We start from the raw sequence: 13,327 nt of genomic DNA, 5'->3' as shown, positions 1-13,327 counted from the left end.
TGATTATAACATGACCATAAAATCTAGTCAAACTTTGATAAAAACCCACTCGTTACTATTCATACTCCATAAATGGATCAGGAATCTCTATCTGATAAGCCTCAGCATCACTAACGCCAACAGAAAGTACAGCTCGCCCGCTGCCTAGCCGTATAAGCCCACCGCTAAAAATAACATCTTCAAGATCAGGCCGTTTGCCAGGGCCTCTTGGAAAATCACTTCTTACCGCAATAATTTTCATTGGTGTTTTCTCACAGGTCTCGGGGTTTATCGAAAAGACCATGGAATAATAATGCTTGTTTCCTATGGTATCAAAGCAGGCTACATGTCCCAGAACACCTACATGGCCATTCCCCAGTAAATGAGCTTCGTTCGCACCGCCCCATTCTTCGGAGACAAATTGTTCTCTTAGAATTTCCGCATTGATGAAAGTTTGCTCATTGAGCTCCTCCAGCGAGTTAATGATTGTAAATCCAATTTGCCCTCTCCCACCTCGTGCTCCCTGCGGTCTGGTAAAGACACCTACTCTACCATCGTTAAGCTCAATTAGACGAATATCCTTCATGGTACCGGGTCCAGATGAGAAGTGACATAATGAATCAATTTGAAACCCACGATAAAATTGGGTAACCCAAGACACAATTTTACTCGGATTATCGACAGCCGTGATGACTTCAACTCCGCCAACTATTAATTCACCTTTGATAATGGTCACACATGGATCTTGCAAGTTATACGTGTGTGTATGTATTCGGGGACTCCAAACCTGATTTTTGCATGTAAAAAAGAAGACTTGAGAGAACTCACTATCCCGCTCCTCAACTCTTCCTAAGATAACTTCCTCCCCGTCGTACTGAAACGGGGCCGTTATATTGTAGACATCGCGATTTCCAACCCCAGAGAACGTTAGTTTCTGTACGTTTGTTAATCTGGGGTTAGCATAAAAGGTTTCCAGAAGCTGTTCACAGCTCTCTGTTGTTCTCGTTTTCCTTGTCATTGATGTCCTCCTGATAATGCATCGATGTATCTATCGTCCAATCACTTTCTACATCCATTTCGATGCCAATGAGCTGTCCAGGTTGGACATTAAAATACAGACAAAGCTTTAGTAATAAATCCCTAGGATACTGTACCATCTCATCCTTATACATTCGCCGAACGGAGTCAAAGTGATAGTTGATCTCTTTAGCGAGCTTACGTATAGATAATTTGGGATCGTGATTTTCCATGACTTCTTTTAGTTTACTGCGTATGACTGACACACATACACCCCCTTCTTAAATATATAGGGTAAGCAAGAGTCAGTCAATAAATTGACAAGAAAAAATGGTCATGTTATAGTAAATGAAGGAAATAATTTTGAATTTTCTGAAAATAAAATACCCCATTCCTAAAAGAATTAAAGATCTATCTTTATATTCTTTTTTTTGTGTTCCAGAAATCGCGATCCAACATGGAGGCTCATTATATGAAGTATACAAACAGCAATCGGAATATCGTTTTTTTAAGTACTAGCCTGCCGAGAGAATGCGGCATTGCTACGTTTACACAAGATTTATTAGATGAACTACAGCACCTCAAAGGCTTTAACAAGCCTCGTATCATTGCAGTCAATAACAACGAAACTTACGACTATGAAGACCAAGTGATGAAGGAAATTGACCAACATAAGCTGTCGGATTATATAGAAACAGCCGATTATCTTAGCAAATCAGAAGTTGATCTTCTCGTTATTCAGCATGAATTCGGTATTTACGGCGGAGTAAGCGGTGAATATTTGATTCCATTCGTCGAGAGACTGACGATACCGTTTGTCGTCGTTTTTCATACCGTGTTAACGAAACCTTCTGCCAAGCAGCGACACATCATGAATCGAGTTGCAGCGCTAAGTGTTAAAGTCGTCACGATGGCGCAATCGACAGTAACTGATTTAATCTCCATTTATGGCGTTGATGCCACCAAAATCTCATTCATTCACCATGGTGTCCCCCATGTCCAAACCGGGTCAAGATCAGAGCTTAAAGAGCAATATGGCTTTGCAGATCGGAAAATTTTATCCACCTTTGGCTTCTTGAGCCCTGGCAAAGGAATTGAATACAGCATTGAGGCCATGCGCGGAGTGGTCGAACAGCATCCGGATTCTCTCTACATGATTTGGGGGAAAACACATCCGGTCGTTAAACAAGAAACGGGCGAGGTATACAGACAAAAACTGATGGATCTTGTGGAAGAATTTGATTTAACGCGTAACGTTCGCTTCGTCGACAAGCTTCTAACGCAGGATGAAGTCATTCAATCTCTGGTCATGTCAGACATTTATCTGACTCCTTATTTAGGAAAGGATCAAGCTGTTAGCGGAACATTGGCGTACGGAGTCGGTTATGGAAGGGTTATTGTCTCCACACCTTACCGATATGCCGAGGAAATGCTGGCAGAGGGCAGAGGCTTACTGGCTAACTTCCGTGATTCAGCCTCCTTGGAAGCTTGCATCCTTCAATTACTGAATGATCCTGCTAGAATAACGGAAATGGAAAATCGTACGCTCGAACTCGGAAAAACCATGCTATGGAACGAAATTGCCAAAACTTATGCTTACATCATCCAAGAAATAATACTAGACTCAGAGTCAACTAAAGTAAATCCTTACGATGCCAGTTTTGCTAAAGTAAAACACTTAGGAGTGATTTAATGCAAGTACAAACGATACGGCAGTTTAAGTCCGATTACATGCGTACGATAACGGATGATACAGGTATTTTTCAACATACCAAGTTTGGAGTACCTGACCGGTCGAAAGGTTATACGACGGATGATAACGCACGAGCATTAATCGCAGCCGTTTTATTGTACAGCAAACAAAGAGATTCCAACTCGCTAGATCTCATTCATACTTATGTTTCCTTTATCCACCACGCACAGAATACAGATGGATACTTTAGAAACTTCATGGATTATAACCGTTCTTTCACGGAGGAAAGTGGCTCTGAGGATTGTCAAGGACGCACACTTTGGGCATTAGGATTCGCGCTCGCCCATTCTTCTTTTCTGCCTGATAATGTACTTAATACCTGCCGTTATTTAATTAACCAGGCATTACCGCATATTGAGAACCTAGATTCTCCCCGTGCCGGAGCCTATGCGATAATCGGTCTAAGTTATTTAATAGAAAACCCTGATGCTTTAACTTACTCCTTCCCCTATCTCCACACGCCAAGTACCGCAGAAGAAAAGGCCTTTCTACCAAGAGCATTCATTATCGATGTGATTGAAAAAATAGCGGTCCGACTTCACAATCAATATGTTCGCAATAAGGGTAACGGTTGGAATTGGTTTGAAGACAGCCTTACCTACGGAAACTCCATGCTGCCATGGGCACTTTTAAAAGCATCACATATCTCGGAAAACAGTAGTTTGAAGGAAACCGCTAAGGAAAGCTTGGATTTTCTAGTATCCAAAACCTTTACTAAAGAAGGTTATTATAAGCCGATTGGCAGCCATGGCTGGCAGTTGCGAGGTGATCGGGCAGCTCTCTACGACGAACAGCCGATTGAAGCCTGTGAAATGCTTCTTGCGTGTAAAGAAGCCGCGATCGTGCTCCATGACCCCGCTTATCTGAAGATAGCAGCCTTATGCTATGAATGGTATTTAGGCCATAATTCATTAAACATCTCTCTCATTGACCCTCAAACCGGAGCTTGTTACGATGGTATCCATGCCACAGGGCTGAACCTTAATCAAGGCTCTGAGAGCATCATATCCTTCTCCATTGCCCATTTCGTGATGCATCATGAATAAATTTGCTACCATCCTTGCTGGCGGGGGCGGAACTCGCTTCTGGCCGCTATCTAGACAGGAGATTCCTAAGCAGCTTCTAAACATAAGCGGAAATGATATTATGCTGAACGATACGATCGAACGATTCAAAGGCATTATCCCACAAGAAAATACCGTTATTGTTACGAATCGCTCTCAAGCGGTTCTGTTGGAGAGCATCATGCATAGCAGTGTTTCGAAAAGCAATATTTTGATCGAGCCCGTTGCCAGAAACACGGCTGCAAGCATACTTTTCGCGGCGTTATCCATAGAAAAATCTCACGGTAATTCCTTAATGGTCGTCTTGCCTTCCGATCATTATATAACCGATGAACAACAATTTCGGCTTACGTTAGACGAAGCTTGTACGGTCGCAATGAAGACAGACAAAATCGTTACTATCGGAATCAAGCCGACATTCCCATCGACTGGGTACGGTTATATCGCCTTTGATAAAGAACCTATCTCTTCAAATCCTGTTGCCGTATACGAAGTAGCTGAATTTGTTGAAAAACCGAACTTTCAGAAAGCGCAAGGCTATCTGTCATTAGGTAATTATTTATGGAATAGCGGGATATTCATTTGGAAAACTTCCGTCATTATTGATAATTTCAAGCGTTACTTGCCTCGGCTGTATAAGACAATGCTTCCAATCAGCGATTATCTGGGCACAGATCAGGAAGAGGAAGTCATTAATAACATTTATCCCACGCTTCAAAATATTTCGATTGATTACGGGATCCTTGAGCGCTCTGATGAAGTCGTTGTTCTGTCTGGTCAATTTGGCTGGAATGATATCGGCAGCTGGGATGCGCTTGGCGCGATCTTCCCACCGGATCCATCGGGAAACATTATTAAAGCCAATCATATGGGCATAGATACACGAAATTCGATCATTTACGGAAATGGCAGGCTGATCACGACAATTGGTGTAGACGGCTTCATCATAGCGGATACTGGGGATGCACTTCTGATATGTCCCAAAGACAAAGCACAATCTGTTAAAGATATCGTTGACCTGCTGAAGGAAAAAGGTATGACGGCGTATATTTAACCCAGAAAAGCCCATGAGTTTATTAGACTCATGGGCTTTCATGGTTTAAAGATTATTATCCCTTATTGTCTACCTACGTGACTCTGCCGTATTGCCTGGCAGCAGACCTGATGCGACGATACAGCGTTTTGCCCTTCAAGTGCTTCCATGGATAAATGGCCGGCCTCGTATTCACTTCCAGAATCCATAGCTTCCCCTTGGTGTCGAGAGCCACATCCAGCCCCAGTTCTCTAAAACCTCTTCGATTACGATCAAAGCTCCTTCCGACAGCAACGCCGAGCCGCTTCAACGCAGCTTCCTTACGAAGAATCGAATCGTGCTCGTACCCTGCTCCCACCAGCGTTTGACGAAGATAGCCGAGCCTGCCTCCTTGGTGATAATTCGTGGCAACCTTGTCCGGCTTGCCTATTTTGGTACAAATGGCAGTACTTATCCATTTTCCTTCATTCGTCTTCTGAACCATGACTCGGATATCGAACGGCTTACCTTTCGTTTTGGCAAGTTGGATCCCCCGCTGAAGCAAATACGATTTCCTTCCTGAGGATCGGGAGAGCTTCTTGTATAAATGACCTTGTGTCGGACTTGGCGAATTGACGGTATTGTGTTTAGTTTGGTACCCATTCGCCATTCTCTTGATACGGATGATGCCAAACCCACCTGTACCTCCCGTAGGCTTAAAATAAACAGTCGGATAAGCGGATAACATCATCCGCAAATTTTTTCTGTTAAAAGGCACAGTTCGGGGGATATGCCTTCGCAATCTCCGTTGCTTTAGCAGCCATTTGGTCTTTTGCCACTTGCTCTTGAAAGATATGCTTGCATGTTTCAACGGCCACAACCTCCTCCCTTATTCTCAACATACGCATGGAAGTAGGTGCTTGTCACAGCATCTGCCTAGGCCGTTCCCAGAATGAATAATCAAAAACGGCTGCCGAAGCAACCGCCATACAGGTAATATTGTAATGTTCTCTCACAGAAAAGCTTTATTTTATTTTGTACCTTCAAGTTATGTTTTCTTAAGCTCTCCGTTATATTGGATATAAACATGAACATCGATTCGGTTTAGTGATGAAGAAGTAAGCTTGATGTCTTGCCAGTTTTTGAATCTTTTCTTAAACATAACATTTCGAAAATTGTAAAGGTCGGCCTCCATACGTAATCCTTCTTCAAACGTCGAGCGAATTTCTTTTTCAATTTGCCGCTCTACTTCTTTCTCAATTTCTTGCTCTGATTGATGGGTATCAATTAATTCAACAATATTACCTTTCACCTTCACCTCAATATTGAAAATCGCTTTCCCGTCTTGTTCTGTGACCGCTACCTTATGTTTGGGTTTTTCAAGTGAGACGATGGCAGACTTGGCCTCGACTGGCGTTCTTGACGTTTCTGTTTCCATCCATCGCAAACCTTTAAGTTGATTATTGGCCATCCATCCTTGAAAATCGTTTTTTCGAACGACAAACACACCGTTTATTTTCAATTTTTTATCGGACTTCTCTTCGGTCTGCCATGCGGTTTTATCAATGCTAAGGGTAGGAACTATAGCCGTTTCGCCGGGCTCATTAAGACTAATCAGATATTCTTGTGCAAGCAATGGCTTAATGAACGATTTCTGACGATAATTATCTTCTGGTTCACTCAGAATGTTGGTTATCGGAGACATTTGAAAAAAAGATGGTGTTCTAAAAATCTCCTCAATGGATTCCTTTGTGCCAAATATCCATGGTGTATACCTAAATTCTCTATATCTCTTTAAATTATCAAAGTATTCGTCACCTCCAGCTTGAATCGCGCTTTCGGTAAACAAATAGGTGCGAACGTGGCTCCAATATAACCTTCTTTGAGCGGTATCGTAAAGTTCGCCTAATGCCAAAGCGAGGGTTTTCCCTCTTCCTTTACCGACATACACCTGCGGACCATTTCCTCCACCTACATTTTCAGCCTTAGCTACATGGCTAAAGGATACCGTTTGTATGTAGGCTTCATATTGATTATTTTTATAATCAACCCCTATAGCAGTAGCGTAAAGCAAATCTTGAATATTTTTATTGTCCCAACAACCGGAGACACACAACATACAACAAATCGTGAATAGGAGTCCCACTGGTTTCATTGTTTTTCCCCTTGTGACGTAGAATCTGTCGTGTGTAATCCGCTCGGTCTCTTGCTTTTTGATTTAAACGGCCGGTTAAATAGCGCTAATACGGACGCCTTAACATTGAGTTCTTCAATCGGAGTCCAGTAGGATATACCGAAAGATGTTAGTGTAGAGGTGTAGGCCACCACTGAAATTAAACCGATAAAGAATCCATAGATGCCCAAAAATGATGATATCAATAACATGTAAATACGAACCAGAGTGACGGTACCTGTTAAGGATTGATTAACCAATGTAAAGGATGCAACCGCAGTCGCTGCAGTAACCATGAGCAGAGCGGATGAGGAAAGCCCGGAACGAATCGCAGCATCCCCAATAATAAGACCACCAACGACTGATACCGTTTGTGCGACCGGCTTCGGCAGACGAATGCCGGCTTCCCGAAACAATTCGAATAAACCCAGGATCAGCAAGTTTTCAATAGGTGCAGAATAGGGTATACCCGTGCGGGCAGCAGAAATGGTCGCAAGCAAAGGGAATGGAATTTGGTCGATGTTAAAGCATGTCAATGAAATATAGAAGCCAGGCAGAAACATAGCCGTAACTAAACCGACAAGGCGTAAAAAGCGTTGTAAGATCGTGTAATAGTAAGCGGAATGAACATCTTCTGGAGATTTTAATTGCTCCGTAAGACTGGATGGACCGATAATGCTCATAGGAGATCCGTCCACCATGATAACAAATCGGCCGCGCAGCAGCGCCTCGGCTGCAAAGTCAGGTCTTCCTATAGTATCCACTAGCGGGAAGATGGAGTCGCTCGAATCACTTAAATATTCTTCTAACTGAGCAACACCAATAACAGCGTCCACATCGATTTGGGAGATCCGACGTTTTGCTTCAATGACAAATTCAGGGTTAATAATATCTTTGATATATAGAATCGCTAAACCTAAGTTCCCTCTTTTGCCAACAATGAAATGTTCGTATTGCAGGGAGGTGGTTTTTAATCGTTTGCGAATGAGGGCGACGTTGGTGATCACTTCTTCCGTAAAACCATCACGCGGTCCTCGAATTGATATTTCGCTGATGGATTCTTCCGGCTGGCGCTTTGGAGGGTTGGAAATATTCGCTTCATACACGCATGTTTCATTCTGGTGAAAAAAAAAGATAATCACTTTACCTGAAAATACACTCTGTTCAATTTGAGCGAGATCTACACTTTTGTCTAGTTGCTTCAACTCATTGTTTAGAATCATTTCTGAAATTCGCGGAAGTACATTTTCATTTAACTGCTTACTATCCACCATACCTTCGCAATAAATGACCTGGGCATCGCCGCGCTTCTGAAATTTCACATCATAGCAGGAAGAGAATAAGGCTCTGAAATCTGCTTCTTTTGCATATTCAATGTTCATGACAAACCTCTTTTTCTAGTTGCAAGGTAGGCGATTACAGTCCAGCAGAGAATAGACAAAGTGGATAGAGGGTAGAAATAATATTTCGAGAGAGATAAAAAATCGCTATCGTTAATTTGAAGCTCTGAACCGATAAATAGGGCCATCGCACATAATAAAATCGCTATTTTTTTATGCTGCTGCTTTGAAGTCAGCAAATCCCCGAAGAAAAACAACCCCAAACTGATGAAAATGGCGGTATTACTAAGCCACTGGTACATGGATAAAAAATCAAGGTGTTCCACGAAACTACTGATTCGAACTAACCGCCACTGAGTAAAGAGTGGGAAACGCTGTTTTTCCGCTTCATATGGGCCCAATATCGTCAAAATGCTCACAATACCATTAATGATAAAAATCGAAACGAAAGAATACATCACTACAAAATGTTTCCATTTCAATTTGCCTTGCATATGAGGTGATATTAATAATAAAAGAAACAGTTCCATGCCTGCCCTGAGGATGGTTGCCGCGCCTTCTAAGATGGGCCTTGTTCCTTCGCTAAACAAAGGGAGCAGAAGGTCATAATGCCTATATTTAACAGTGAATAAGGCCATAAAAATGATCAACAAAGACATAAGTGGAAACAAAATGGAAAAAGAAATAGCGATTGGTTTGATACCTTTTACCGCTAAATAGGTACAAACGAGCAATAAGGGCAATGAAATCGCCCAAATAGGCGTAAAGGGTATGATCATGGATTTCACCCATGTGACGATATTTTTATGAACAACAAACAGTTCACAGAACAGGTAGAGGGCAATCCAACATCTCACTGCCCAAGCGATTAATCTGCCCATTTTCCGTTCAAGCATATCGAGGAAGGATTGGTTAGGCGCCTGATTTTTTATGATTCGATAAATCCAAAAGACATATAAGAAATACGCTATGCACCCGATGATACTACTGACAACTGCATCGCGTTTTGCTTGTTCAATTAAGATAATTACAGCCGAAATCTGGGATAAAGTAAAACTTCCACTCATACATAGTATACATCCATGTAAGGGATTAATTTGGGGATTGGAAAACGACGACATCCAGTTCACCTCCTGCACTTATGTTTTCACGCAGGTTCTCTTTTTATCCCATAAATAGGTAATTTCTTTTGTTCCGATTCCCCGCCCCCTGAATTTTGTTTCCAAATACAAAAAAGCCCTCGCCGGTTTCGCAAGGGCTTGCTTTAATTCCTGAAACTCTAAAACTTTTAACCTCTTAACTTGAAAATATCCAAATTCTTTAAAGCAATCACTTTGCTGGAGGAATACTTTGCGGATTGTTGAACACATTCTTAGGGTCATACTTAGCCTTTACTCTACGTAATCGTTCATAGTTCTTGCCATAATAAACCGGACCGAAGTTTTTGATCCCTTGGTCTGGCACGTTGATATAGGAACCTACAATGTATGGCTGTAACTTCTTGGTCGAATGGGGACATTATTTTTACGTGCCCATCTTATAGCATTTGCCACATCTTTAGTTCCTTGAGCAAACACAAATACTTTCGGAAATCTGTCCGTATGTGGATCCCAATTTTTTCGTGCTGCATTATACCCCGGATCTCCTCTAAAGACTACTCGCCCCGTAAGTCTTGTTTTTGATATCACAACTCCAACTCCCTATAGATTTCGACTTTTTATGTTGTTCATCACCTAGTCATGCATCCTATAACGTATGAAGGATATTCGTCACGGGTATGGGCTTATGCTTATATAAAAAAGCCGAAATCAAAAATGATCACGGCTTTTAATATCTTCTATTTAATTGCTTTGATTATTGCGGATTGAATATAATTATCTACGTTGGCTCCTGGCACCCAATCCTTAATAAATTCTCGAGAATCATCTTTAGGTTCAACAACAATATTTTGAAATCCGCTCCTTTGCAGAAATACCATTACCTCATCTATTGTAGATGCACCTGACACACACCCAGCGAGTGAATGAAGATCACTTTTTAACTCTGCCGGAAGTTCGGAGGTCATCACTACATCAGAAATCGCCAAACGTCCGCCTGGTTTTAATACACGAAATGCCTCATTGAATACTTGCTGTTTATCCGGAGACAAATTAATAACACAGTTTGAAATAATAACATCAATCGAATCATTCTGTATCGGCAAATGCTCAATTTCCCCGAGGCGAAACTCTACATTTTCATATCCATGTTTCTGAGCATTTAGGCGTGCTCGACTAATCATCTCAGGCGTCATATCGACGCCATAAACGTTACCCGTTTCTCCAACTTGTCTAGATGCCAAAAACACATCGAAACCGGCGCCACTACCTAAATCAAGAACAACTTCCCCCCACTTTAGTGACGCAATCGCTTGAGGATTCCCGCACCCTAGCCCGAGATTAGCACCACTTGGAACAATATTCAGCTCTTCATTTGAGTAACCTAATTTTGAGGATACCTCATCGGGAGTGCTACAACAACTTGTTGCTGTTGGTGTAGAGGAGCAACAACTTGCACTAGGAATGCTCTCGATTGCAATCTGTTTATAGCGATTGCGAACATGTTGACGTACCTCATCATTTTGAACCCGATTCATGGATCATCTCTCCTTTGTTATATCAAGAAATATTGATTAATACTTCATTAAAACTAAAAGAGTTCAACCTCGTAGCAGCCTCATTAAAACAATTTTATTTGATTAATTGATCTTAACACATGATAATTGGAAAATTCAAGGGTTAAATCAATTTATTTTGATTTAATTACGAAACGTGAAATGTCATCGGTATTTTGTCAACTCCACGAATGGATCTGTGGTTTGAAGGAAACGTGCATAAGGTAAGCGACGCAGTTTGGAATACGGCAGGCGGTATTAAAGCAGTAAACTTGTTGCTTGACGACTTGGAAAGTTATTTTCTGAAAAAGTAGTACAAGATATAAAAAGGACATCCCATTTATTAGAATGGAATGTCCTTTTTATTCATTGTTGCATTTTAATCACGTTCATACCCGATCGGAGACTCGTCTCCGCCTACCTTTCACCAGCCAGCTTAATCCAAACAATCCTATAAATATGACGATACCAATAGCTCCCCACAAGATTGAACCATTGCGAACTCCCGCATAAAGACCACTCATTGCTATCGTAAAGGGAAGTATTCCCAAGCCAGTGGTCCAGATAAAAGACCAAATGTTTATTTTCAAAAAGCCCATCGCATAATTCACAAAATGATACGGGACAAAAGGGACGAATCGGATGAGTAATAGACCAAACGTTTCATGCCTTTTTGTGAACTCTTCTACTTTATCAAGAAATGGCTGGGCTAACTTACCGAAGAATGGTTTTGCAATCCATTTGGTTAAATAGAGAGCACCAACCGCCCCTAATACACCGCCTATCCACGTATAAACTCCACCCCATATGGGTCCATATATTTCCATGAGTGCGATAGATACAAACTCTCCGGGTACTGGGATAATATTCACGATAGACTGAACAAGGATGCCAATGACAATGCCTGGTTGCCCAAAATCCCGAATACGATTAATGAGCTTTTCTGCTTCACCTGTATGAACAAGATAAAGATAATAGCCTGCGATACATACTATGACTAGTATACTTATAACGCTTAAAAGCTTCGTATTGGGTCCTGTTTGCTTCATATCAATCATCCTAACTGATCGAAATCGCATGTTCTGAAATCGGTATAGGCTCCACAGAAACCGCGTATTTTTTATAGAGCTCCTGCGTAGAAATAGCTGCTATTCTAGGAGACAATAATTCCTTCTTCAATTTTAATCGTCCTCTCCCGTTAGGATGAAGAACGTATAATAACATTTTTAAATAGAAATGTGTAAATCTGCTAAACAAACCTTTGGGCAGCTCTGTCACGGTAAAACCTAATTGTTTAGAACCTCTATGAATCATAGTGATTCCATAAATCGCTTTAACCTTTTCGGGCAAGAAATGAACATGTTGTGCCAGCGTGGGCAGAAAGCTCTGTACATCTTGTTTCATTTTTACAGCTAGTTGAAACATAGAGTTAGATTCGGTAATCAATTGATGTAGTTTCTCATTATTAAAATGAAGTTCAATAACCAGATCTCCCGAACTCAGCTCTTCCCCACTTCCCAAAAGGATCGTTTTCCCGTGATACTTGCACACACGGCTATTAAAAATTTGATTATCCACATCAATTGGCCGAATATTGAATAACCAGTTGAAAAGACGCTCCCATTTTAACCAGATGAAAACGAGAACTTTTTTTGTATACCGACTAGGCGCCCGCCTCTTAAATTGAAGCAGCTGTAAATAGGTATCTATGGGTAAAAAGGTATAACTTCGCTGTTTGCAGATTTCCAGGAAAGCATCGAGGGCTTCCAACATATATTGAGGAGCATCTCTATTCGCCCCAAAAGTTTGCCCACTATCATGCAGCACGATAATATGATTCGTTTGTATGTTGGCTAGCAAATTTGACTTGATTCGCTCGATGCCTCCCTTGCTTCTCCAATCTTTTACCATTAGCGACCAGAGGACCAAACGAAAATGCTTTACTAGAAACAAGTCAAAGACATTAATAATACCCCAAGGAGGACGATAATAAATCGGTTTTACCCCAATGATGTTCTCAATCGCCTCTACAGAATCTTTCAATTGCTTTCGAACCTTTCCGGGGGTCATAAGTGCGTTCGTCCAATGGACATAATTATGAATGCCAACCAAATGACCTTCATGATGAATGCGCAGCATGATATCTGGATATTTCTCCGCTTTAGACCCAAGTACAAAGAATGTAGCTTTGATCTGATATTTGGAGAGAATATCCAACAATTGCGGTGTAAACTCTGGATCAGGACCATCGTCGAAGGTTAAAGCAATGCCAGCTTTGGCCACTTTCTTTTTATACACCCACATACAAAGTAAACGAACGGTAAGAGTAGGCAAAA

13 protein-coding genes and 2 pseudogenes are annotated in these 13,327 nt (G+C 41.4%); 4 read left to right on the top strand and 11 right to left on the bottom strand.

The window, feature by feature from the left end; translation table 11 throughout:
• Positions 1 to 55: 55 nt before the first annotated feature.
• Together AC58VC_RS17270 and AC58VC_RS17265 are read right to left on the bottom strand one after the other, a co-directional pair.
• Complete coding sequence (locus AC58VC_RS17270; RefSeq protein ID WP_497369993.1) at positions 56 to 997, bottom strand: DUF1861 family protein; 942 nt, start codon at positions 995 to 997, stop codon at positions 56 to 58.
• Positions 963 to 1,262 carry a helix-turn-helix domain-containing protein gene (locus AC58VC_RS17265; protein ID WP_497369992.1) on the bottom strand — a complete coding sequence of 100 codons (300 nt, stop codon included), beginning with the start codon at positions 1,260 to 1,262 and terminating at the stop codon, positions 963 to 965. The genes AC58VC_RS17270 and AC58VC_RS17265 overlap by 35 nt, the downstream gene beginning before the upstream one ends.
• Positions 1,263 to 1,468: 206 nt before the next feature.
• On the opposite strand from AC58VC_RS17265, the gene AC58VC_RS17260 reads away from it, so the two are divergent.
• The 3 genes from AC58VC_RS17260 to AC58VC_RS17250 are packed head-to-tail and all read left to right on the top strand — an operon-like array spanning position 1,469 to position 4,867.
• Positions 1,469 to 2,689, top strand: a complete 1,221-nt coding sequence (locus tag AC58VC_RS17260) for a glycosyltransferase family 4 protein (protein WP_497369991.1) — start codon at positions 1,469 to 1,471, stop codon at positions 2,687 to 2,689.
• A complete protein-coding gene (locus tag AC58VC_RS17255; protein ID WP_497369990.1) occupies positions 2,689 to 3,795 on the top strand; it encodes a glycosyltransferase in 1,107 nt (368 codons plus the stop codon). The genes AC58VC_RS17260 and AC58VC_RS17255 overlap by 1 nt, the downstream gene beginning before the upstream one ends.
• Positions 3,788 to 4,867, top strand: coding sequence for a mannose-1-phosphate guanylyltransferase (locus AC58VC_RS17250; RefSeq protein ID WP_497369989.1), 1,080 nt, complete (start codon positions 3,788 to 3,790; stop codon positions 4,865 to 4,867). The genes AC58VC_RS17255 and AC58VC_RS17250 overlap by 8 nt, the downstream gene beginning before the upstream one ends.
• A gap of 73 nt (positions 4,868 to 4,940) precedes the next feature.
• Here the strand turns inward: AC58VC_RS17250 and AC58VC_RS17245 are convergent, their stop codons facing one another.
• The 7 genes and pseudogenes from AC58VC_RS17245 to AC58VC_RS17215 form a co-directional block, all read right to left on the bottom strand.
• On the bottom strand, positions 4,941 to 5,696 hold the full coding sequence (locus AC58VC_RS17245) for a YheC/YheD family protein (RefSeq protein ID WP_497369988.1): 756 nt from the start codon (positions 5,694 to 5,696) through the stop codon (positions 4,941 to 4,943).
• Positions 5,697 to 5,873: 177 nt separating this feature from the next.
• Complete coding sequence (locus AC58VC_RS17240; protein ID WP_497369987.1) at positions 5,874 to 6,980, bottom strand: Ger(x)C family spore germination protein; 1,107 nt, start codon at positions 6,978 to 6,980, stop codon at positions 5,874 to 5,876.
• On the bottom strand, positions 6,977 to 8,380 hold the full coding sequence (locus tag AC58VC_RS17235; RefSeq protein WP_497369986.1) for a spore germination protein: 1,404 nt from the start codon (positions 8,378 to 8,380) through the stop codon (positions 6,977 to 6,979). The genes AC58VC_RS17240 and AC58VC_RS17235 overlap by 4 nt, the downstream gene beginning before the upstream one ends.
• Positions 8,377 to 9,459 (bottom strand): GerAB/ArcD/ProY family transporter, encoded by a 1,083-nt coding sequence (locus AC58VC_RS17230; protein ID WP_497369985.1) that lies wholly within the window; start codon positions 9,457 to 9,459, stop codon positions 8,377 to 8,379. The genes AC58VC_RS17235 and AC58VC_RS17230 overlap by 4 nt, the downstream gene beginning before the upstream one ends.
• 208 nt (positions 9,460 to 9,667) lie before the next feature.
• Positions 9,668 to 9,802 carry a BBE domain-containing protein gene (locus tag AC58VC_RS17225; protein WP_497369984.1) on the bottom strand — a complete coding sequence of 45 codons (135 nt, stop codon included), beginning with the start codon at positions 9,800 to 9,802 and terminating at the stop codon, positions 9,668 to 9,670.
• 17 nt (positions 9,803 to 9,819) lie between these two features.
• Positions 9,820 to 10,023 (bottom strand): annotated as a pseudogene (locus AC58VC_RS17220) (FAD-binding oxidoreductase); the annotation flags it as partial.
• Between the two features lie 152 nt (positions 10,024 to 10,175).
• Positions 10,176 to 10,973, bottom strand: a complete 798-nt coding sequence (locus tag AC58VC_RS17215; protein WP_497369983.1) for an arsenite methyltransferase — start codon at positions 10,971 to 10,973, stop codon at positions 10,176 to 10,178.
• A 224-nt stretch (positions 10,974 to 11,197) separates the two neighbouring features.
• Between AC58VC_RS17215 and AC58VC_RS17210 the strand changes: the two are divergent.
• A pseudogene (locus tag AC58VC_RS17210) lies at positions 11,198 to 11,305 on the top strand (iron siderophore-binding protein); the annotation flags it as partial.
• 75 nt (positions 11,306 to 11,380) lie between these two features.
• Here AC58VC_RS17210 and AC58VC_RS17205 read toward each other — a convergent pair.
• Together AC58VC_RS17205 and AC58VC_RS17200 are read right to left on the bottom strand one after the other, a co-directional pair.
• Entirely contained in the window at positions 11,381 to 12,040 is a 660-nt protein-coding gene (locus AC58VC_RS17205) for a TVP38/TMEM64 family protein (protein ID WP_497369982.1), read from the bottom strand.
• Between the two features lie 10 nt (positions 12,041 to 12,050).
• Complete coding sequence (locus tag AC58VC_RS17200; protein WP_497369981.1) at positions 12,051 to 13,325, bottom strand: polysaccharide deacetylase family protein; 1,275 nt, start codon at positions 13,323 to 13,325, stop codon at positions 12,051 to 12,053.
• Between the last annotated feature and the right edge of the window lie 2 nt (positions 13,326 to 13,327).

It is taken from the genome of Paenibacillus sp. J22R67, from assembly GCF_059692175.1.
This window is presented reverse-complemented; position numbering and strand designations above follow the sequence as displayed.

Coding starts and splice junctions, on each gene's coding strand:
- AC58VC_RS17235 (WP_497369986.1), bottom strand. CDS start 8,380: ATGAACATTGAATATGCAAAAGAAGCAGATTTCAGAGCCTTATTCTCT.
- AC58VC_RS17260 (WP_497369991.1), top strand. CDS start 1,469: ATGAAGTATACAAACAGCAATCGGAATATCGTTTTTTTAAGTACTAGC.
- AC58VC_RS17230 (WP_497369985.1), bottom strand. CDS start 9,459: ATGTCGTCGTTTTCCAATCCCCAAATTAATCCCTTACATGGATGTATA.
- AC58VC_RS17255 (WP_497369990.1), top strand. CDS start 2,689: ATGCAAGTACAAACGATACGGCAGTTTAAGTCCGATTACATGCGTACG.
- AC58VC_RS17250 (WP_497369989.1), top strand. CDS start 3,788: ATGAATAAATTTGCTACCATCCTTGCTGGCGGGGGCGGAACTCGCTTC.
- AC58VC_RS17205 (WP_497369982.1), bottom strand. CDS start 12,040: ATGAAGCAAACAGGACCCAATACGAAGCTTTTAAGCGTTATAAGTATA.
- AC58VC_RS17215 (WP_497369983.1), bottom strand. CDS start 10,973: ATGAATCGGGTTCAAAATGATGAGGTACGTCAACATGTTCGCAATCGC.
- AC58VC_RS17240 (WP_497369987.1), bottom strand. CDS start 6,980: ATGAAACCAGTGGGACTCCTATTCACGATTTGTTGTATGTTGTGTGTC.
- AC58VC_RS17270 (WP_497369993.1), bottom strand. CDS start 997: ATGACAAGGAAAACGAGAACAACAGAGAGCTGTGAACAGCTTCTGGAA.